A 21,478-nucleotide genomic window follows, 5' to 3' on the forward strand; every position below is an offset into this window, starting at 1 on the left:
ATCTATCCGAGCTAACATGTAAACGATTAACTTAATTTTAACAAAATGGTGATGTTGATCGTATAAAATCTTTTAATTGGCGCGTTTTTGTTCTATTTTTTTACAAGAATTTCACATGGAAGGTTCCAAAAACATTTTTATGGGTGATGAATAAATTGTCTCGATGTTGTGCTTTTGGGATGTGGTGGCTATGAAAGCTAACGATGGAAAGGGTTTTCCTCAAAAACGTGTCACGATGATTGATGTGGCGAAAGCTGCTGGCGTCTCAAAATCTACAGTTTCATTGGTACTCAATGGCAGCGAGTCAGTCAGTGATGAGAAAAAAAAGCGGGTCAATGAGGCCTGCAGAACCCTTGGTTACGTCTATAACGGCGGGGCTGCTAGCCTGCGTGGCGGGCGTTCTAAAATTGTAGCCATCCTCTCCAACAATCTTACAAGTCCCTATTTCAGCCAAATAATTAAAGGGCTTGAGCCTTACCTCGATGAGCTGGGTTTTATCCCTGTGATTATGGATGTGAACGAGAGTCTGGAACGTCAGAATCAATTTGTTCATGCACTTCGCGGTCACAATGTGGCTGGCATTATTATTACGCCGGCCCCCGGAACAGACAATCGCTGGATTGATGATATCGTCGCTACCGGTCTTCCTATCATCTCAATCATGCGTGAAGTCGAGAACTCACTGTCGCCAGCGGTGATGGCAGAAAATCGTCTAGGTACTTATCTGGCTACGCGTTCTTTAATTGAGTTAGGGCACAGACACATCGCTTTTGTTGGTGGCTTGGAAGCGTTTTTCGATCTGAAACTTCGTCGGCAAGGTTTCATGGACGCCATGAATGAGGCGGAATTGGATGTGCCAGGCGATTACATCCAACAGAGTCCAAGTAGCCGAACTGGTGGGCACAACGCAACTGCTAAGTTGCTGTCATTAGCACCGGAAGTAACTGCCATTGTTTGCTTTACCGACGTCGTGGCTTACGGAGTCTATACCGCTTTACATGAAGCTGGGAAAAAGCCCGGTGAAGATATCTCCGTTATTGGATTTGATGATTTGGAAGATTCCCGCCTTATTTATCCCGGCCTCTCAACAGTGAGAGTAAAGGGAGAAGATATTGCGCGGGAAGCATGTTACTTGCTGCAACGCTTGCTGGCTCAACAGCAGACACCCAATAAAATATTAGTAGGTGTTGAGTTGGTCCAGCGACTGTCTACGCAGGCACCCAAGGGCTTGGTTCAACAAGCTCTGCGTAGCAGGTAGTCGCTTCAAGTTGTTTGGGTACACGGACCTGAAGGTCATGTCACGAAACAAACGAGGTAAACATGAAAAATCAACTGGTAATGTCAATGCTATCAGCTGCTGTCGCATTCGGAACGGCGACCTCAGTACAAGCGGAAGATGTAGAAGTACTGCACTGGTGGACGTCGGGCGGTGAAGCCGCTGCACTGAACGTGCTTAAGGACGATCTGGCAGGCCAGGGCGTAGGCTGGCAGGACATGCCAGTTGCCGGTGGCGGCGGCGGTAACGCAATGACGGTTCTACGTGCTCGCGTGACCTCGGGTAATCCTCCTACAGCAGTACAAATGCTGGGCTTTGATATTCAGGACTGGGCGGCAGAAGATGTGGTGGCCAACCTGAATGGTGTGGCTGAGGCAGAAGGCTGGAATACTGTTGTGCCTAATGCGCTGCAAAACTTCGCTAAATACGATGGTAAGTGGGTCTCAGCGCCTGTGAACGTTCATTCAACTAACTGGATATGGGCGAACAAAAAGCTGCTGGATGAAGTCGGTGCAAAACAGCCAACTAACTGGGATGAGTTGATTGACACGCTTGATAAGTTGAAAGCGGCAGGTTACATCCCGCTGGCACACGGTGGTCAGGATTGGCAGGATGCAACCATCTTTGATGGCGTTGTGTTGACGACAGGTGGTATCGACTTCTACAAAAAAGCGATGGTTGACCTTGACCCAGTAGCACTGGGTTCAGACACCATGGTGAAAATTTTTGACCGTATGACACAACTGCGTGGCTATGTGGACAAGAATTTCCCAGGTCGCGACTGGAACCTGGCATCAGCCATGGTGATCGAAGATAAAGCGGGAATGCAAATCATGGGTGACTGGGCGAAAGGTGAATTCCTGAAAGCCGGTAAAAAGCCGAATGAAGATTTCCTTTGTTTCCGTATGCCAGGCACTCAGGGCATGGTGACCTTCAACTCTGACCAATTCGTGATGTTCGATGTCGGTGATTCGGACGGACAGAAAGCCATGGCGAAAGCCATTATGTCTCCGGAATTCCAGTCAGCATTTAACGTAGTGAAAGGTTCTGTACCAGCGCGTACTGACGTGCCAAATGATGCGTTTGATGCCTGTGGTAAAAAAGGTATGGCGGATCTGGCGGAAGCCAACAAAAACAACACGCTTGTTGGCAGCATGGCCCACGGCCACGCGGCGCCAGCAGCAGTAAAAAATGCAGTCTATGACGTGGTAACCAACCACTTCAACGGCGGTATGGACTCCAAGCAAGCGACGAAAGCACTGGTTGCTGCCGTTCAGGATGCTCAGTAATCCAATGGAAAAGGGGGAAGGGTTAAAGCCCCTCCCCTTTTTACTCTAAGGACAGTCGTTTCTCGTCGTTTGAAGGATCAACTATGGCTTCTCAAGGAAAATACAGTTCGCGCCAGTTCTGGCAGCAGCTGTTGCCAAAAATTGTCATTGCTCCCTCGTTCGCGCTGATCCTCTTTTTTGTTTATGGCTTTATTGCCTGGACAACCTACATTTCGTTCAGCCGTTCGCGGATGCTGCCGAACTATAACCTCGATGGGGTTCGGCCTTATGAAAAACTCTGGAACAGTCTCAACTGGCAGGTGGCGCTCGAAAACCTCGCCATTTTCGGCATCCTCTACATTGTGATTTGTTGTGCTTTGGGGCTACTACTGGCGATTTTACTCGATCAGAAAATCCGCATTGAAGGCGGACTTCGCCCCATATTTCTCTACCCGATGGCACTAAGTTTTATCGTGACAGGTACCGCGTGGAAGTGGTTCCTGAACCCTGGCCTTGGGCTTGAAAAAACCATGCATGAACTGGGATGGGAGAGTTTCAGCTTTGACTGGCTGATTAACCCCGACATGGCGATATACACCATTGTAATCGCAGGTGTCTGGCAAACCTCCGGCTTTGTGATGGCCATGTTCCTGGCTGGGCTTCGTGGCATCGATAGCGAAATGCTGAAAGCGGCGCAGCTTGATGGAGCATCATCCTTCCAAATGTATCGCCGTATCATTATCCCTCAGCTTCGCCCGGTATTTTTGAGCGCCTTCATCGTACTCGCACACATGGCGATTAAGAGCTATGACTTGGTTATTGCGCTGACCGGTGGCGGACCGGGCAATGCGACTGCATTGCCGGCCACCTTTATGTATTCGTACACCTTCTCGCGAAACCAGATGGCTGTGGGTTCGGCGAGTGCCATCATCATGCTGATGACCATTGCGGCGATCATCATCCCTTATCTCTACAGCGAGTTGAAGGAGCCCAAGCATGGAGAGCATTGATAACAAATCCCCGTTTCAGGGCGCGAAATTCTGGCGTGTGCTGATCTATACCACGCTCATCGTGTTCGCGTGTATGTATCTGCTTCCTCTATTCGTGATGCTGGTGACTTCCTTTAAAGAGCTGGATGAAATCCGTCAGGGAAATATGTTGGCGTTGCCAGAGGTGTGGACGGTCGAGCCATGGAAAGCTGCGTGGGGAACAGCCTGTATCGGTCTTACCTGCGAAGGGATCAGCGGCTACTTCGGTAACTCCATCGCCATCACAGTACCTGGTGTTTTACTCTCAACCATCTTGGGTGCTTTGAATGGGTATGTGCTCACTAAGTGGCGTTTCCCAGGGCACAAATGGGTGTTCGGTTTGATGCTGTTTGGTTGCTTCATTCCCTTCCAGGTGGTGCTGGTACCTATGAGTCAGGTGCTTGGTACTCTGGGGATCGCTAATACCACACCAGGGCTGGTGATGGTGCATGTGATTTACGGTTTGGGTTTCACGACGCTGTTTTTCCGCAACTATTACGAAGCGTTTCCCAGTGAGTTGATTCGTGCCGCCATGATTGACGGGGCAGGTTTCTTCCAAATGTTCTTCCGCATTTTGCTGCCAAGCTCTGGCCCTATCATTGTGGTGACCATCATCTGGCAGTTCACCAACATCTGGAACGACTTCCTGTTTGGGGCGTCTTTTGCATCGGGCGATACTGCGCCGATCACGGTAGCCCTGAATAATCTGGTGAACTCTTCCACGGGTGTAAAGGAATACAACGTACACATGGCTGGTGCCATGATTGCGGCACTGCCCACCCTTTTGGTTTATGTCCTGGCCGGTCGCTATTTCGTACGCGGTCTGATGGCTGGCTCAGTAAAAGGATAATGTGAATGGCTTCTTTGACGCTGAATAATGTAAAAAAACGCTTTGGCCAAGTAGAGGTTTTAAAGGGCATCGATATTGCCATCGATGATGGTGATTTTCTGGTGCTGGTGGGACCGTCAGGCTGCGGTAAATCGACTTTGCTGAACATGATTGCCGGCCTCGACAGCATCAGTGATGGTGAGGTGTCTATCGGTGATGTGGTGATTAATGACCTGCACCCGGCGGACCGTGATATCGCGATGGTGTTTCAGTCCTACGCTCTCTATCCGAACATGACCGTCGGTCAGAACATCTCGTTTGGACTCGAAATGCGTAACGTTCCCAAACCAGAGCGTGACCGCAAGATAAATGAAGTCTCTTCCATGCTGCAGATTGAACACCTGCTGAGCCGAAAGCCTGGTCAGCTTTCCGGTGGTCAACGTCAACGTGTGGCAATGGGAAGGGCACTGGTGCGTGATCCAAAAATTTTCCTGTTTGATGAGCCTTTGTCGAACCTGGATGCCAAGTTACGAGTAGATATGCGTACCGAAATCAAACGTCTTCACCAGCGTTTGAGCGCAACGATTGTGTACGTGACTCACGACCAGATCGAAGCGATGACACTCGCAACTAAAATTGCAGTGATGAAAGATGGTGAGCTTCAACAGCTAGGATCTCCTGCTGAAGTTTATGACAATCCGGCCAATACCTTTGTGGCCACCTTTATGGGTAGTCCATCCATGAACCTTGTAGATGCCAAAGTCATTGAGGCAGACGCGAGCCGCACCATGTTGCAACTGCAAGGGTTTGATGGAGAGCATCAATCCATTGCCTTTGATGTAGGATTTGCGGACTTGGCTGCCTATGTTGGGAAAACTGTCAGCCTTGGGGTGAGACCGGAAGACATTACCGAGCAGGCAGATGGCGAGGGTACTTTGCATTGTAAAGTTGATGTGACTGAGCCAACCGGAGCGGACACTTATGTGATTACATCGCTGGGTGGCAAGGAAGTCGTTGCCCGAATGCCAGCTAATATTTCGCTAAGCGCAGGGGATATGGCGCACCTTGGTTTTAATCCTGAAAAACTGGTGCTGTTTGATACTGATAGCGGTAGCCGAATTCGTTGATGCACGTTCATCTGGCAATAAAAAACGCTCCGTCTTAGGAGCGTTTTTTATTGCACATTGAGTGCCGAAAAGACCCTAAGTCTAGGTGCTCGCGCTTTTGGGAACAGGTAAGATTTTGACCTGTTTGATCATGTTCTCTGCCACTTCCACGATTTCCATTTGATGACCTTCCACTTCGATGCTGAGCTGACTGCTCGGGATATCTTCGAGGTGTTCCAGTATTAGTCCGTTTAAGGTGCGAGGACCGTCGGTGGGAAGCTGCCAATTCAGGCTCTTGTTGAGATCCCGTATATTCGCCGTGCCATCAATCATGAAACTGCCGTCTGGTAGGGCGGTAATTTCCTCTGCCAGACTTGGTGACAGTGAGGTAGTGAACTCTCCGACTATCTCTTCCAGAATATCTTCCAGAGTGACCAGGCCGATGATATCGCCGTATTCGTCGACAATCATACCGATGCGTTGCTTGTTGCGCTGGAATTTCAGCATCTGAACGTTCAGCGGCGTACCTTCTGGAATGTAGTAAACCTCATCCGCCGCACGTAACAGGTTCTCTTTGTTGAACTCGTTTTCCACCATCATCCGGTAGGCTTCACGTACCCGCAGCATGCCAACCACTTCATCAATGTTGTCGCGATACAGCACCATGCGGCCATGTGGCGCATGGGTGAGCTGTCGCATGATGGCTTTCCAGTCATCATTGACGTTGATACCGGTGATTTCATTGCGCGGCACCATGATGTCGTCCACGGTGATTTCTTCGAGCTCCAGAATCGACAGCAGCATATTCTGGTGACGGCGAGGGATAAGCCCGCCCGCCTCATTCACCACGGTACGAAGCTCTTCAGAGCTCAGATTGTCTTTCCCGCTGTGATCGGTTGCAAGCCCCAAGATTTTAAGAAAGCCGTTGGTAATGCCATTAACCACCCAAACCAGTGGATAAAGCGCTTTCATCAAAACATTAAGTAAAAGGCTACTGGTGTAGGAAACGCGTTCTGGATAGAGCGCTGCGAGGGTTTTTGGTGTCACCTCTGCAAACACGAGGATAACAAGGGTAAGGCCACCGGTTGCAATCGCGACGCCGAGATCGCCAAACAGGCGCATGCCCAGAATGGTTGCGATGGCGGAGGCGAGAATGTTAACCAGGTTATTTCCGATGAGGATCAGGCCAATCAGTCTGTCTGGGCGTTCAAGCAGCTTTTCTACGCGCTTGGCGCCTTTGTGCCCTTGCTTGGATAAGTGTCGAAGCCGGTATCGGTTTAATGCCATCATGCCGGTTTCGGAGCCGGAAAAATACGCAGAAATAAAGATGAGCAATACCAAAACGGTCGCTAGCGTTCCCGTCGATATGTCGTCCAAATTGCAAGTTCCTTCTTGTTTGGTTCAACCCTAATTAAGGGCAAGAATTTGCGTCCATGTCAAACATTGCTGCGCAAACTTTATACACAAACGCCCCGTTACGGTAAAGAAAGCCTATAAAAAGGGGCGTCTGAATTGAGAGACCGTTAACCTGCGATAATCACTTCGCGGACAAAACGGCTGCCAAAATAGGCGAGAGTCAGGAGGAATGCTCCCACAATGCTGATCCAGATAACGCGGCGTCCGCGCCATCCTGATTGATAGTGCCCCCACAGCAGCACGCCGTAGACAACCCATGCCATCGCAGACAGCACGGCTTTGTGGGCTTTGCCCTGAGCAATCATGTCCTGCACAAACACAAGGCCAGTCAGTAGCGTCAGTGTCAGCAGAACTTCACCAATCAGGATGATGTTGAAAAGCTGTCGTTCAACAGCCATGAGTGGAGGCAGGTTAGGGTTCATCACCAGCTTCTTCTTATTTTTCAGCTGGTGGTCGAGCCATGCCAGTTGAATGGTATATAAAGTCGCAATCATCAGTGTGGAATACGAGAAGAGCGCCAGAGAAATGTGTATCAACACTTCTGGGTGTGCTTCTAGGTGAGTAATAAACGCACCAGGCAGCAGCGTCGCCGCGGTTAGATTGATGGCAGAGAAGCTATAAACCACAGGCAATAGCACCCAAATTCTCATCCTGAACATGAGCCCGGTGGTAATCGCAGCAATGATAAAGCTGATAAGGGACGCGACATTGAGAATACTAAGGTTCTGTCCACCGCCTGACAGAATGAGATCAGAAAGCAGGTAGGCATGTAGCACCAACGCACCAGAAGCACTCAGAAACACCGAGCGGGCTGGGATCTGATTCGGTCCGGACAGGCCGGGAATGATTTGCAAAAGCGCCGCGAAATAAAGCAAAGCAGCGGTAAGTGCTAAAAAGATATCCATGTGTCTTTCAACAACATCGCGTCAAAAAGGAAGGAATCAGTATACCTTGCGCAACTGAGAGTCGCTATCAACTCGGACCGATCTTTGAGATTACCCGCGACAAATTTTAGGAAAAGTGCCTGCAAGCCACTTTAAAACTATCGTTAAAGGCAGCATGTAAGCGGCAGCAATAATGAGATATAATCGCGCCAATTTTGTGTTTATCGCCACCTGACAGGATTTCGGGTCACGTGGTGCCATCGCGTAGATAAGCGAGTAGGACATGTTTGAAAACCTAACGGATCGTCTATCCCGTACGCTGAAAAACATCAGTGGTCGCGGTCGACTGACAGAAGAGAATATAAAAGACACGCTGCGTGAAGTACGCATGGCGCTGCTGGAAGCGGATGTTGCGTTGCCAGTGGTTCGTGACTTCGTGAAGAAAGTAAAAGAAAGCGCAGTTGGACTGGAAGTGTCGAAAAGCCTGACTCCAGGTCAGGAATTCATCAAGATTGTTCAATCTGAACTTGAAGTTGTGATGGGTGAATCCAACTCTGAATTGGATTTGGCAGCGCAGCCACCGGCTGTGGTACTGATGGCGGGCCTGCAAGGTGCAGGTAAAACTACCAGTGTCGGTAAGCTGGGTAAAATGCTCAAAGAGCGCCACAAGAAGAAAGTGCTGGTGGTCTCTGCTGACGTTTATCGCCCTGCGGCGATCAAACAGTTGGAAACACTGGCAGGCGATGTGGGCATTGATTTCTTCCCATCAACGCCGGACCAAAAGCCAGTTGATATTGCCAGTGAAGCATTGGCGCACGGCAAACTGAAATTCTATGACGTGGTTATCGTCGATACCGCAGGTCGTCTGCACGTCGACGAAGAGATGATGGACGAGATTAAAGACGTCCATGCGGCAATCAATCCTGTTGAAACTCTGTTCGTGGTCGATGCCATGACAGGTCAGGATGCGGCGAATACAGCTAAGGCTTTTAACGATGCGCTGCCACTAACCGGTGTGGTACTGACAAAAGTGGACGGTGATGCACGTGGTGGTGCGGCGCTGTCTGTTCGTCATATTACCGGTAAGCCAATCAAGTTTCTGGGTGTAGGTGAGAAAACCGATGCATTGGAACCGTTCCACCCTGACCGTGTTGCCAGCCGTATCCTTGGCATGGGTGACGTGCTGTCACTGATTGAAGACCTCGAGCGCAATGTCGACAAAGACAAAGCCGAGCAACTGGCGAAGAAGTTTAAAGAGAAGAAAGGTTTCGACCTTCAGGACTTCCGCGACCAGCTTCAACAGATGAAAAACATGGGCGGTATGATGGGGATGCTCGACAAACTGCCGGGCATGTCAAACCTGTCTGATGATGTGAAAAACCAAGTGGACGATAAAATCTTCGTTCAGATGGAAGCCATCATCAATTCCATGACGCCGAAAGAGCGTGCACGCCCAGACCTGATTAAAGGCTCACGTAAAAAACGTATCGCCGCTGGTTCAGGTACTCAGGTACAGGACGTTAACCGTCTACTCAAGCAGTTTACCCAGATGCAGAAGATGATGAAGAAGATGCAGAAGGGCGGCATGAAGAACATGATGCGCAATATGAAAGGCATGATGGGCGGCATGGGTGGTGGCGGTGGTATGTTCCCACGCTAAACCGCAATAAAACCTATTCTCCGGTCAGATAAAAGAAGCTGGCTGGGATTCGATAGAGCGACGGAATCGCTAAGTGATTGAAGTCCAGTTACTGCTGATGCTTTTTTAGCTAAAGCAGTTGCATTCGATCACAGAAAGCGTAAAATTCCGGAGCTTTATTTTGGCACGAGGCCCCGTATTAGCACGGGGCCAATTTAATTTAGTAATGCAAAGAGGACGATATGGTAACCATTCGTTTGGCACGTCACGGCGCTAAAAAGCGTCCATTCTATCAAATCGTTGTTGCAGACAGCCGCCAAGCTCGCGACGGTCGCTTCATCGAGAAAGTAGGTTTCTTCAACCCAGTTGCACAGGGTCAAGAAGAGAAGCTGCGTCTGGACCTGGACCGCGTTAACCACTGGGTTGGCGAAGGTGCAGCTGTTTCTGACCGCGTAGCTAAGCTGATCAAAGACGCTGCTAAAGCTGCGTAATTGATTAGTGTCAGGGTTGAAAGAAAAAGAAATGAGTGAGCAAGAAAAGGTTGTAGTAGGCAAGCTAGGTGCTTCTTATGGCATCCGTGGCTGGCTCAAAGTTTTTTCTTACACTGAAAACGCTGAAAACATCTTTAGCTACACACCTTGGTTTATCAAAGTGCGTGGCGAATGGCAGGAATTCAGTCTTGAAGACTGGAAACGCCATGGTCAGGGTTATGTAGGCAAGTTGAAAGGTCTGGATCAGCGTGAAGACGCTCAGGCACTGACAAATGCTGAAATCGCTATCAATGCAGAAGTATTGCCTTCGCTGTCAGATGAAGAATTCTACTGGCGCGAACTTTATGGAATGGAAGTGGTGACAACCAAAGGGTACAACCTGGGTAAAGTCACAGACATTCTGGAAACGGGCTCTAACGATGTATTGGTCATTCAAGCGAACCCGAAAGATGCTTTTGGCCAGAAGGAACGTTTAATACCGTTCCTCGATGGGCAAGTCATCAAGTTGATTGATCGCTCTGCTCAACGGATCGAAGTTGACTGGGATCCTGGATTTTAATTCCCCCAGTAACATTTAAAGCAATGGGAGTGGAAAAATGTGGGTTGGTATAATCAGCCTTTTTCCTGAAATGTTCCGTGCTGTTACTGAATTTGGGGTAACTGGCCAGGCGGTTAAAAAAGGCCTGCTCGAGGTAGAAACGTGGAATCCCCGCGATTTTACCCACGACAAACACCGGACGGTTGATGACCGCCCATATGGTGGAGGCCCAGGCATGTTGATGATGGTTCAGCCTTTGCGCGATGCCATTCACACTGCCAAGAAAGCCGCTGATGGCAAGGCGAAAGTGATTTACCTTTCACCTCAAGGCCGAAAGCTTGACCAAGCAGGTGTTGAGGAGCTGGCGCAGAACGAGAAGTTGATTCTTATCTGTGGACGCTACGAAGGGGTAGATGAGCGCATTATACAAACCGAAGTCGATGAAGAATGGTCTATCGGGGATTTTGTGCTCAGTGGCGGTGAGCTGCCAGCCATGACGTTGGTTGACGCGGTTGCTCGGTTTGTACCGGGTGTCCTCGGAGACTTTGCGTCAGCGGAAGAAGATTCTTTTGCAAATGGTTTGCTGGATTGCCCTCACTACACACGTCCTGAAGTGTTGGACGGATTGGAAGTACCTTCGGTACTGAAATCCGGAAATCATAAGGACATTCGCCGCTGGCGATTGAAAGAATCGCTGGGCCGTACCTGGCTCAGAAGACCAGAGCTCCTGGAAAACCTAGCTCTGACTGACGAACAGGAATCACTGCTTGCTGAGTTCATTAACGAACACAGACAAGTACCTAAAGATATTTAGTATCAGTTTATTCTAGGGTATAGAAAATGAGTAACATCATCAAAGCGCTCGAAGATGAGCAACTTAAACAAGACGTTCCTGCGTTCAACGTAGGTGACACTGTTGTCGTTCAAGTTAAAGTTAAAGAAGGACAGCGTGAGCGTCTGCAGGCTTACGAAGGCGTTGTAATCGCTAAGCGTAACCGTGGTCTACATTCAGCATTTACCGTTCGTAAGATCTCTAGCGGTGAAGGCGTTGAGCGTGTATTCCAAACTCACTCACCAGTTGTTGACAGCATTACTGTTAAGCGCCGCGGTGCAGTACGTCGTGCCAAACTGTACTACCTGCGTGAGCGTTCTGGTAAGGCAGCTCGTATTAAAGAGCGTCTGGCTAAGAAATAATCGCTCCGGCGTTTATACCCGAAAGGGAAAGAAAGCCCGCCTGTTTAGGCGGGCTTTTTCTTTTTCTGCAGACGGAAAATGCGTGCCATAATGCGGGCTTCACGAAGGAGATATAACGTGCAGTACGATTGGATTTTATTTGACGCTGACGAGACCCTGTTTTCTTTCGATGCTTTCGCGGGTCTTCAAGCAATGTTCAAAACCTTAGGCGTTAACTTTACCGAGCAAGATTTTGCAGAGTATCAGACCGTCAACAAGCCGCTTTGGGTGAAATACCAAAACGGTGAAATCTCGGCGAAGCAGCTTCAAGAAGACCGTTTTCTGGTGTGGGCTGAACGCTTGGATATCGCGCCGGCTGAGCTTAACTGCCGCTTTCTCGATGCCATGGCGGATGTTTGTGAACCTTTGGAAGGTGTACGTGAAACTCTGCCTTTGCTGGCGCAACATGCCAAACTCGGTATCATCACTAATGGCTTTGTACAGCTTCAACAAATCCGCCTAGAAAAAACAGGGCTTCAGGAGTTCTTCGACTTGGTGGTTATTTCAGAACAAGTTGGCTTTGCTAAGCCTGATGTCGCTATCTTTGATCATGCCTTCAATAAGATGGGCAACCCTGATAAAGCGCGTGTGCTGATGATTGGCGACAATGCAGATTCCGACATCCTTGGTGGCATCAATGCGGGTATCGACACTGGCTGGCTGAATGTTGATGGCAAAGTGAAACCGGAAGGTATTAAACCAACTTTTACTGCCACTTCATGGGCAGATATCCGCGCTCAATTGTTGGATTAATCTTCGGGTTGTTTGGATTTATTCGTGCAGCTTGAGTCCTGAGCTGCACCTCTTCATTCCTCTTCAAAAGAAATTTGCGCTGCGTTCCATAAGCTAACCATTTCATACCAGGTTGCAAACTTAGCACATCACAGTCAACCAAATCGCGCTTCACTCTCAACATGCTGAACGCTGGTGTTCGGCGGCGTTTCGCCAAAACAATACTGAGAGGAAAGCACAATGGAACCAACAGACACGCTACAAAAACAGTTGGTTGGAGCGCTATCGAGAAATTGGTGGGTGTTGTTATTGCGTGGTATCGCGTCCATTATTTTCGGCTTCATGCTCTGGACCTTGCCGACGGAAGAGTCGGTGGAAACACTTATTCTGGTATTCGGTATTTTTGCATTTGTGGACGGCGCACTTCAGGTGTGGACAGCCATCATGGAGCGCAAAGAACGGGACAACTGGGTGGTGCTGATGCTCTGGGGTGTGGTCGGGATCGCGGCCGGGATTATGACGTTTACAGTGCCGGGACTCACTGCGGTTGCCTTGCTGTTTTATATAGCAGTTTGGGCGATAGCGAAAGGTGTGCTGGAGATCATCGCTGCGATCAGGCTTAGGAAAGAGATTGCCGGAGAGTGGCTGCTTATTCTCGGAGGTATTATTTCCATTCTGTTCGGTGGCTTTCTGATGTCTAATCCCGCTGCAGGTGCGACGGCCCTTATATGGGTGATTGCGATGTACGCATTTGTTTTTGGTGTCTTGTTCGTGGCACTCTCCTTTAAGCTCAAGGGATTAAAAGAAAATGCATGACACCAATTCTGCATCTTTCCACTGAATCGGTATATAGTGACACTTTCCAAATCAATCTTAAGGAACACAGGATGTTGAAAAAATCCTTGGTGTCACTGGTTGCGTTGATGATCGTTGGCTGCGCATCCGTTGGAGATGCAGAGTCTTTGGTAAAGAAAGGCGATTGGCAGGCAGTCGGTGAGCAGGACGGTCTTAGAGGTATCCCTTCCCGTTCAATGTCTGATCTGAATGAGCTGGCACAGCGTGCTGGTGGACAGAATGTCGATGTGAGCGATTACGAGTCTGGCTATGCGGAAGGTGTTGATCGCTATTGCAGCCTAGACAATGCCTATGACATTGGTTTGTCGGGCATGCAGTATTTGGGTGTGTGTGCCAACAGACCTGATGGTCTTCGCTTTCAGATGCAATGGCAGAGAGGCTTTGAGGACTTCCAATCAGCTGACCAGACTTTCTGATTGACCCAGGGGCTGTTGACCTTTGGTGGTTAAATTTTGTTCTGGCTCTTAGCGTTTTAGGCGCGGCGAGGTGTGTGCCGCCTAGTCATTCTAAGCAAATACACCTCAACAAAGCATAAAACGCTAAGAGTACGGGACGCGCAGTCGAACCCTTCGGGCAGCGTTTGTGGGGAGTTTCTGCTGCGTTATCGGCTTCTCATGTAGGCCTGCTACACATCGAAGCCTCTGCCTTGCATAAAATCCCCACAAACTGCTGCAAAAATCATCACCAAAGGTCAACAGCCCCTATCAAAATAGCAACCCCAAGCAAAAAGGCCTTTTTGAAAGGTCTTTTTCTATTTTGTACGTTAGGGTTTACAAAATTATTTCCAATATGCTAATTGATGAAGTCAGTGATATAGCCTTTATTTTTGACCTTTACACTGTTATGTAAATATATATTTACGTTGTTATTTTATCTTTACGATCTATTGCATTCATCTCTCAGATTGTTATTGTATGGGCAGTTGCGTGATAAATACCCATTCAATGCGCAAAATAGATTCAGAAAGGAAAAATGTCATGGAAAGAGATCTGCTCACTAACGTACACATTCAGGACGAAACGGTTCTGATTACCCCTGACCAACTGCGCAGCAAGCTACCTGTAAAGGAAGAGACGCTGGCCTTTATTTCAAAAGCGCGTCAGGAAATTGCAGATATCATCCATAAGAAAGATCACCGCCTTTTGGTCGTGTGTGGTCCTTGCTCGATTCACGATACTGATGCGGCGATTGAATACGCGAGAAACCTCAAGGCGCTTTCAGAAACCCTGAACGATCAGATTTACATCGTGATGCGAGTTTACTTTGAAAAACCACGCACCACGGTTGGCTGGAAGGGACTCATCAACGATCCAAATTTGGATGGCTCTTTCGATGTAGAGGCAGGTCTTCATAAAGCCCGTGAACTACTTATCACACTGGCTGACATGGGTCTGCCACTGGCAACAGAAGCTTTGGATCCAATCAGCCCGCAATACATTGGCGATCTGTTTAGTTGGGCGGCGATTGGCGCGCGTACGACTGAGTCTCAAACTCACCGCGAAATGGCGAGTGGCCTTTCCATGCCAATTGGCTTCAAAAACGGTACTGATGGCAGCTTGGCAACGGCCATTAATGCAATGAAGGCGGCTGCATCTGGTCACCGTTTCATGGGAATTAACAAAGAAGGTCAGGTTGCGCTGCTGACAACTCAGGGCAACCCGGATGGTCATGTGATTCTGCGTGGTGGCAAGCAGACCAATTATGACTCAGTTTCGGTGACAGAATGCGAAAATGAGATGAAAGGGGCAGGGCTTGAGCCTTCACTGATGGTAGACTGCAGCCACGCCAACTCTCGAAAAGATTTCCGTCGTCAGCCACTTGTTGCTGAAGATGTGTTCCACCAAATCCGTGAAGGAAACCAATCCATCATTGGTTTGATGATTGAGAGCAACATCAACGAAGGCAATCAGTCTGCGGACTTGCCGCGTGAAGAGATGGCTTACGGGGTGTCTATTACCGACGCATGCATCAACTGGCAGGATACTGAAAACCTGCTGCGCCGTGCCCATGATGAACTGACACCTTTCCTGGAACAGCGTTTACAAGGACATTAAGCCACATGGTTGCAGAGTTGACCCAACTTCGGGATCAAATTGACGAAGTCGACAAACAAATGGTCGAGTTGCTGGCACGCCGACTGGAATTGGTCGCGGAAGTTGGCGAGGTGAAGAGCAAACACGGTTTGCCGATTTATGCGCCGGATCGTGAAGCTGCTATGTTGGCATCACGTCGTGAAGAAGCTGCTTCTCGTGGGATTCCGCCGGATCTGATTGAAGATATTCTTCGTCGCACCATGCGCGAATCTTACGCCAGTGAAAACGATTCTGGATTTAAATGCCTGAACCCGGATCTGCGTTCTATCGTGGTGGTGGGTGGCCATGGCCAGTTAGGTAAAGTGTTCTGCAAGCTTTTCCGACTGTCTGGCTATGACGTTAAGGTATTGGGCTCGAAAGATTGGGACAAAGCTGAAGAAATACTCTCTGATGCAGGCATGGTGGTTGTCACCGTGCCTATCAATAAAACTGACAGTGTTATTCGCTCATTAGGTCAGTTGCCCGATGATTGCCTCTTGGTAGATCTGACTTCCATCAAGAGTGAACCTCTGCAGGCCATGCTGGAATCACACAAAGGACCAGTGGTGGGTTTGCATCCTATGTTTGGTCCGGATATTTCAAGTCTCGCTAAACAAGTGATTGTGTACTGTGACGGGCGAAATCCGGAAGCGTACCAATGGCTGCTTGAGCAATTTCGCATCTGGGGTGCGAGTTTGCACCGTATTAGCGCGATTGAGCACGATCAGGGCATGACGCTGATCCAAGCGTTACGCCACTTTACTTCGTTCGTGTATGGTCTGCATCTGGCGGAAGAGAATCCGAATCTGGAGCAGCTTACAGCGCTTAGCTCGCCAATATACCGCCTTGAACTGGCGATGGTGGGCCGACTGTTTGCTCAGGACGCCCAGCTTTACGGGGATATCATCATGTCCTCGACGCAAAACATCGACATGATTAAGCGTTTCCACGCGCGTTTTGGCGAGGCGATTAAGCTGCTCGACAAGCAAGACAAGCAAGGCTTTGTTCAGGTGTTCAGCCAGGTGGAAAACTGGTTCGGCGACTTTGCTCCGCGCTTTATGAAAGAAAGTCAGAACCTGCTTCGTCAGGCGAATGACACCACGCACCGCGGTTAATACCAATCGTAGTAAATATCTGATCATCTACCCACTGTGATTGGTATAAGCTGCCCGAGATAAAACAAAAGGAGCCAATTGGCTCCTTTTCTGTTTCCAGGATCAACAGACTCTAGTATTGAGTATCGTTAAACGTCGATTTCTGTTGGGGCAACGTTCTCAATCGGGTAAGAACCCAGTACTTTAATGTAGCGAGTGATCTTGGTGAGTTCTTCCAATGCTTCTTTCATCACATCCGTACGCATATTACCTTCTACATCCACATAGAACATTTCTTCCCATGGGTTGCCAAGCACAGGGCGCGATTCCAGTTTGGTCATGTTGATACCGTGATTGCGCAGTACAAGCAGACACTCCACCAGAGAACCGGCAGATTGTCCGGTAGACATGATAAAGGTGGTTTTTGCAGGGATCAGCGCAGTGACTTCTACAGGCTTACGTGCGACGACGATAAAGCGGGTGTGGTTTTCCTGCTGATTGGCGATGCCGAACTTCAGTGGTTTCAGACCATAAAGTTCACCGCTTGCCGCATTACCAATCGCAGCCACATTTGGCTGGGCCATGGCTGCGACTTCTTTCATCGCCTCCGCGGTGCTGGAGCAATACTCTTGTTTAATACCACTGCCCAGAGATCGCACGAACTCACTGCATTGTTGATGAGGCTGCGGATGCGAGTAAAGCACTTCGATTTGGTCAATCTGCGTGTCTACTGCGGTCAGAAGGCAGTGTTCAATCGGCTGGGTGATCTCTCCGACGATAGACAAGCGGGTGTGCTGAAGTTGATCGTAAACATCATTAATCGAACCCGAGCTGGTGTTTTCAATCGGCAGTACTCCGTAATCGGCATTGCCGGTTTCCACCATTTCCAGCACTTCTTTAAAGCTTGAACACTGGATCTCTGCGAGCTTGGTATGTTTACGTGCAAAAAAGTTGCGGGTTGCCAGATTGGAGTAGGAGCCTTTGCCACCAAGGAAAGAAACGCGGGCAAGCGGTTGTTCATTGTCTGGGTTGGCTAGGCGTTGCAGGAATGCCTGTTGGTAAAGCACAGAGTCTTCAATAATGGTGTGGAAAATTTTGGTGACGTACTGTGGGTCCAACTCGTGGGATTTCCCATTGGCAACCAGCTTCTCAAGCAGTGCCTGCTCACGTTCAACATCACGGACGGGCTTTTGGGTTTGGATTTTGCTTTTAGCGACTTCAAGACTCAGCTTACGTCGTTCTGCCAGCAGTGACAGCAGCTCTTGATCGATACGGCTGACATTCACCCGTATTTCATCAAGTGACAATGTTGGTTTACTCATTCCTTGTTCCTACTCATTATTCAGCGCCCAAAGCAAAAAAGCCTCCCTTTCTGAGGGAGGCCTTCGGGAATCTGTCGTTATCGATGCTCGCCCTTACGCCCCACCTCTTCAGAAGCGGAAAAAGAAGCGAAAGAAAAACGAAGTGGTTTGCGACATCGATACTTTATCTTGTTGGTTCAATTATTGTTCAACCATATTGGGACGGCGTTGTCATGTCAAGACGAATCAGCCCCGCACTTGGCGGGGCTGACTGGTTTAATCCTCTGGATAGATTAGATAGCTTCAGATTCTTCTTCCGGTACTTCCACACCTGCATGGCTTGCGCGGCGTGCTTCGCCTTTGTGAGCTTGTTTGTTTAGCTGTTTCTCCAGTTTTTGGCCCACTTCATTGATGGCGGCATACATATCTTCATGCTCAGCGGAGGCAATCAATTTTGCACCTGGCATAGACACGCCAGCTTCTACTTTGAATTTGTTACCTGGTTCTTCACTGATGACAGCATGAGGGTTAATGAGAGCGACTTGCCATTTCTCTAGCTTTTCAAAACGAGACGTAATGCGATCGCGAATGGCAGGAGTGATGTCGATGTTTTTACCAGTAATTTCTACTCTCATAGATGTTTCCTCTTTTGCTTGCCCTTTGCTGGGCTCACTTTCAGATTACGTTTCTGGAGAGGAAATAATGTGATCTAAATCACCTTTGTGTCGCGAAATTTTATTGGTCAGGGGATTTGTGATCCTGTGTTTAACTTCGGTTTAAAAAGTCCGGAAAGTGCTTGAATCGAGCAAAAGAAGTGGTGCAAGATGAAGAGGTTAAGGTCGCTAACGAACACTGAACGTTAGGGACTTTGTTCGTGCTAAAGAAGGCTTTGGCGAAGAATGCAGCAGTTCACTATTTCGCCCGGACAAACAATCTCACACCCAATTAAACAAAAAGCAGCCATCAGGCTGCTTTTTTCTTTTTAGTTTGAAGGGAGCTATTAGGCATCCACACCATTCAGTTTCATTAACTCGCGGGTCCGCTGGGCAGGTTCTTCCAGCTTCAGCTCTTCATAGGCTTTAAGCATCAACGGAAGAGATTTCTTCGCGGCATCCGTATCTGGGAAATCACGCTGGATTTGCTGACAACGGTTGATCACAGCAACCCAGGCTTCACGGCGAACATAGAAATCGGCAGTGGCCAGTTCGTAATCTGCCAGACGGTTTTTCAGCGCGACAAGGCGTTTTGCTGCATCAGCGGCGTAATCACTGTCCGGGTATCGATCCAGCAGGCGGCGGAAGTCCACAAACGCACGGCGCACTGGCTCAGGGTCGCGGTCTTCACGATCCATATTCAGCATATCGTGGATGAAGCTTCTGTCCTGTGCCATGTTGGTCAGGCCGCGCATGTAGAGTACCCAATCCATCTCAGGGTGACCCGGGTTCATGCGCATGAAACGGTCAATGGTGGCCTCACCCAAGGCCAAATCGTCATTCTTGTAATAAGCGTAAATCAAATCCAGTTGAACCTGCTCTGAGTAGGCACCAAACGGGTAGCGTGAGTCCAGAGCTTCAAGCTTTTGGATTGCGGTGTTCCAACTGCCTTCGTTAAGGGAAACCTGCGCTTCCTGATACAGCTCAGAAGGCGGAATATCAGGGACAACTTCTTCCGTGCTTGAACATCCAGCCAGCAGGGAAATAGCAAGTAAAGAGGATAAAGTAAGGCGTTTCATTACTACAGTTGCTTCCTTGAAAGAATATTTTCAGCCTTTGCCATTACGGAGACAGCCGCAAAAAGCTACAATGGCGCGATTGTGGGCTATTCTACCCATCGACCAGATATAATACCAACTGGTAAACGTGACTGAGCCCGAGGGCTTACATCAATACCACTTGGTATTAGTCTCATTGAGAATCAAAAAGTTCGTTATGGCACAGCAGTTAGAGTTAAACAGCACAGTAAATGAGAATCAACTGGGTCAGCGTCTGGATCAGGCACTGGCAGAGTTGTTTCCGGATTATTCCCGATCACGCATCAAAGAATGGATTCTGGCCGACAAAGTAAGCGTCGATGGTGAGATCGTCAACAAACCACGTTTGAAAATGATGGGTGGTGAAGCCATCGTCGTTCAGGCAGAAATCGAAGATGAACAGCGTTGGGAAGCGCAGGACATTCCACTGAACATCGTTTATGAAGATGACGATATTATCGTTATTAATAAACCGCGTGATTTAGTGGTACACCCTGGTGCCGGTTGCCCTGACGGTACCGTATTGAACGGTCTGCTTTTCCATTACCCTGATATCGCTGAAGTACCGCGTGCGGGTATCGTGCACCGTCTGGATAAAGATACCACCGGCTTGATGGTGGTAGCGAAAAATATCCCGACCCAAACACGTTTGGTTCGCGCACTGCAAAAGCGTAAGAAGTTCACCCGTGAGTACGAAGCGATTGCACTTGGTAACATGACCGGCGGTGGCATGATTGAAAAGCCAATCGGCCGTCATTCTACCAAACGCACACACATGGCTGTTCAGGAGCTCGGTAAACCAGCAATTACACATTACCGTGTGGTTGAGCATTTCCGTGCACACACCCGCCTGCGTCTTCGTCTGGAAACCGGCCGTACGCACCAGATCCGTGTTCACATGGCATACCTGAACCACCCTCTGGTGGGTGATCAGTTATATGGTGGTCGTCCGCGTCCGCCACGCAATGCGGGAGATGAGCTGATCCAGACGTTGCGTCAGTTTGACCGTCAGGCACTTCATGCTGTCATGTTGCGTATTGAACACCCTACCACCAAAGAAATGATGGAATGGCACGCACCAATCCCAGATGACATGGTGAAACTGACTGAAGTACTGCGTGCAGACACCTTAGAGCACGGAGACGAGGACTACTGATCATGGATTGGATCACGCCAGACTGGCCCGCGCCTTCAAGGATTAAAGCTGTGAGCACCACCCGCCAAGGTGGTGTCAGCCCTGTTCCTTTTGATAGCCTGAACTTAGGCGATCACGTGGGCGATGACAGTGATTTCGTGGTGAAAAACCGCCAAACACTGGCAGAAGCGATGTCGATGCCGACATCTCCAGCCTGGCTGAATCAAGTTCATGGTACAGAAGTCGTGACTTTGCCTTTGGCTGTTGATGAGGTGCCGGATGCCGATGCCGCCTTTACGGAAGCTCAAGGGCAGGTGTGTGTGGTAATGACTGCAGATTGTCTGCCTGTGCTTTTTTGTAACGAAGAGGGGACACAGGTGGGCGCGGCACATGCAGGCTGGCGTGGTTTGGTCAACGGTGTGCTGGAACAAACACTCAGTCAGTTTGATGAACCAAGTAAAGTGATGGCATGGCTTGGCCCTGCCATCGGCCCTGACGCTTTTGAAGTGGGTAGTGAAGTGCGTGAGCAATTTATGGCGCACGATGCAGCCGCTGAAAAAGCGTTCAAGCCACACAACGATCGTTGGTTGGCAGATATCTACCTTTTGGCAAGGCAGCGACTCCAATCCGCAGGTGTGACCCAGATTTATGGCGGAGAACACTGCACAGTCTCTGATCCGGAAACCTTCTTCTCCTACCGTGGAGAAAAGCGTACAGGCCGTCAGGCCAGCTGTATCTGGATCGGTACAGAACGCGATTAACCAAATCGACAAAATTTTCGCCACTCAACTTGAAATCAGCCGTAGCCGCTCCCATTTTTTCGTTAAGCAA

The 21,478-nt window shown here is 49.1% G+C and carries 22 protein-coding genes; 17 read left to right on the forward strand and 5 right to left on the reverse strand.

Annotated features, from left to right (window positions below; translation table 11 throughout):
• Positions 1-190: 190 nt before the first annotated feature.
• The 5 genes from K6Q96_RS02765 (at position 191) to K6Q96_RS02785 (ending at position 5,528) form a co-directional block, all read left to right on the forward strand.
• Entirely contained in the window at positions 191-1,258 is a 1,068-nt protein-coding gene (locus tag K6Q96_RS02765) for a LacI family DNA-binding transcriptional regulator (RefSeq protein WP_251877618.1), read from the forward strand.
• Positions 1,259-1,320: 62 nt separating this feature from the next.
• Entirely contained in the window at positions 1,321-2,565 is a 1,245-nt protein-coding gene (locus K6Q96_RS02770) for an ABC transporter substrate-binding protein (RefSeq protein WP_251877620.1), read from the forward strand.
• Positions 2,566-2,648: 83 nt separating this feature from the next.
• Positions 2,649-3,554: a carbohydrate ABC transporter permease gene (locus K6Q96_RS02775; RefSeq protein ID WP_165018774.1), complete on the forward strand. Its 906-nt coding sequence runs from the start codon at positions 2,649-2,651 to the stop codon at positions 3,552-3,554.
• Entirely contained in the window at positions 3,541-4,422 is an 882-nt protein-coding gene (locus tag K6Q96_RS02780; RefSeq protein WP_062666298.1) for a carbohydrate ABC transporter permease, read from the forward strand. The genes K6Q96_RS02775 and K6Q96_RS02780 overlap by 14 nt, the downstream gene beginning before the upstream one ends.
• A 5-nt stretch (positions 4,423-4,427) precedes the next feature.
• Positions 4,428-5,528, forward strand: a complete 1,101-nt coding sequence (locus tag K6Q96_RS02785) for an ABC transporter ATP-binding protein (protein WP_251877622.1) — start codon at positions 4,428-4,430, stop codon at positions 5,526-5,528.
• Between the two features lie 81 nt (positions 5,529-5,609).
• Here K6Q96_RS02785 and K6Q96_RS02790 read toward each other — a convergent pair whose 3' ends face one another.
• Both K6Q96_RS02790 and K6Q96_RS02795 read right to left on the reverse strand, forming a co-directional pair.
• Positions 5,610-6,884: an HlyC/CorC family transporter gene (locus K6Q96_RS02790; RefSeq protein ID WP_251877624.1), complete on the reverse strand. Its 1,275-nt coding sequence runs from the start codon at positions 6,882-6,884 to the stop codon at positions 5,610-5,612.
• A gap of 146 nt (positions 6,885-7,030) precedes the next feature.
• Positions 7,031-7,828, reverse strand: coding sequence for a cytochrome C assembly family protein (locus K6Q96_RS02795; RefSeq protein WP_251877626.1), 798 nt, complete (start codon positions 7,826-7,828; stop codon positions 7,031-7,033).
• Positions 7,829-8,090: 262 nt separating this feature from the next.
• On the opposite strand from K6Q96_RS02795, the gene ffh reads away from it, so the two are divergent.
• The 10 genes from ffh (at position 8,091) to tyrA (ending at position 16,482) form a co-directional block, all read left to right on the forward strand.
• Entirely contained in the window at positions 8,091-9,467 is a 1,377-nt protein-coding gene (ffh, locus tag K6Q96_RS02800; protein WP_251877628.1) for a signal recognition particle protein, read from the forward strand.
• Between the two features lie 221 nt (positions 9,468-9,688).
• Entirely contained in the window at positions 9,689-9,937 is a 249-nt protein-coding gene (rpsP, locus tag K6Q96_RS02805; RefSeq protein WP_002540065.1) for a 30S ribosomal protein S16, read from the forward strand.
• A gap of 31 nt (positions 9,938-9,968) precedes the next feature.
• On the forward strand, positions 9,969-10,496 hold the full coding sequence (rimM, locus tag K6Q96_RS02810) for a ribosome maturation factor RimM (RefSeq protein ID WP_046306468.1): 528 nt from the start codon (positions 9,969-9,971) through the stop codon (positions 10,494-10,496).
• A gap of 37 nt (positions 10,497-10,533) precedes the next feature.
• Entirely contained in the window at positions 10,534-11,289 is a 756-nt protein-coding gene (gene trmD, locus K6Q96_RS02815) for a tRNA (guanosine(37)-N1)-methyltransferase TrmD (RefSeq protein WP_062666308.1), read from the forward strand.
• Between the two features lie 26 nt (positions 11,290-11,315).
• On the forward strand, positions 11,316-11,669 hold the full coding sequence (gene rplS, locus K6Q96_RS02820) for a 50S ribosomal protein L19 (protein ID WP_002540060.1): 354 nt from the start codon (positions 11,316-11,318) through the stop codon (positions 11,667-11,669).
• A 117-nt stretch (positions 11,670-11,786) separates the two neighbouring features.
• On the forward strand, positions 11,787-12,461 hold the full coding sequence (yjjG, locus tag K6Q96_RS02825; protein ID WP_251877631.1) for a pyrimidine 5'-nucleotidase: 675 nt from the start codon (positions 11,787-11,789) through the stop codon (positions 12,459-12,461).
• A 219-nt stretch (positions 12,462-12,680) separates the two neighbouring features.
• Positions 12,681-13,256, forward strand: a complete 576-nt coding sequence (locus K6Q96_RS02830) for an HdeD family acid-resistance protein (protein WP_251877633.1) — start codon at positions 12,681-12,683, stop codon at positions 13,254-13,256.
• Between the two features lie 71 nt (positions 13,257-13,327).
• Positions 13,328-13,711 (forward strand): DUF2799 domain-containing protein, encoded by a 384-nt coding sequence (locus K6Q96_RS02835; protein ID WP_046306459.1) that lies wholly within the window; start codon positions 13,328-13,330, stop codon positions 13,709-13,711.
• Between the two features lie 561 nt (positions 13,712-14,272).
• Entirely contained in the window at positions 14,273-15,349 is a 1,077-nt protein-coding gene (locus tag K6Q96_RS02840; RefSeq protein ID WP_002540056.1) for a 3-deoxy-7-phosphoheptulonate synthase, read from the forward strand.
• Between the two features lie 5 nt (positions 15,350-15,354).
• A complete protein-coding gene (gene tyrA / locus K6Q96_RS02845) occupies positions 15,355-16,482 on the forward strand; it encodes a bifunctional chorismate mutase/prephenate dehydrogenase (RefSeq protein ID WP_251877635.1) in 1,128 nt (375 codons plus the stop codon).
• Positions 16,483-16,610: 128 nt separating this feature from the next.
• Here the strand turns inward: tyrA and pheA are convergent, their stop codons facing one another.
• The 3 genes from pheA to bamD all read right to left on the reverse strand — a co-directional run bounded on the left by pheA (position 16,611) and on the right by bamD (position 19,494).
• Positions 16,611-17,783, reverse strand: coding sequence for a prephenate dehydratase (gene pheA, locus K6Q96_RS02850; protein WP_002540054.1), 1,173 nt, complete (start codon positions 17,781-17,783; stop codon positions 16,611-16,613).
• A gap of 272 nt (positions 17,784-18,055) precedes the next feature.
• Positions 18,056-18,397, reverse strand: coding sequence for a ribosome hibernation-promoting factor, HPF/YfiA family (hpf, locus tag K6Q96_RS02855; RefSeq protein WP_002540053.1), 342 nt, complete (start codon positions 18,395-18,397; stop codon positions 18,056-18,058).
• Between the two features lie 365 nt (positions 18,398-18,762).
• Positions 18,763-19,494, reverse strand: coding sequence for an outer membrane protein assembly factor BamD (gene bamD / locus K6Q96_RS02860; protein WP_002540052.1), 732 nt, complete (start codon positions 19,492-19,494; stop codon positions 18,763-18,765).
• A 196-nt stretch (positions 19,495-19,690) separates the two neighbouring features.
• On the opposite strand from bamD, the gene rluD reads away from it, so the two are divergent.
• Complete coding sequence (gene rluD, locus K6Q96_RS02865; RefSeq protein ID WP_002540051.1) at positions 19,691-20,668, forward strand: 23S rRNA pseudouridine(1911/1915/1917) synthase RluD; 978 nt, start codon at positions 19,691-19,693, stop codon at positions 20,666-20,668.
• A gap of 2 nt (positions 20,669-20,670) precedes the next feature.
• Positions 20,671-21,408 carry a purine nucleoside phosphorylase YfiH gene (gene yfiH / locus K6Q96_RS02870; RefSeq protein WP_251877637.1) on the forward strand — a complete coding sequence of 246 codons (738 nt, stop codon included), beginning with the start codon at positions 20,671-20,673 and terminating at the stop codon, positions 21,406-21,408.
• Positions 21,409-21,478: the final 70 nt, after the last annotated feature.

It is taken from the genome of Grimontia kaedaensis, from assembly GCF_023746615.1.
Classification (GTDB): domain Bacteria; phylum Pseudomonadota; class Gammaproteobacteria; order Enterobacterales; family Vibrionaceae; genus Enterovibrio; species Enterovibrio kaedaensis.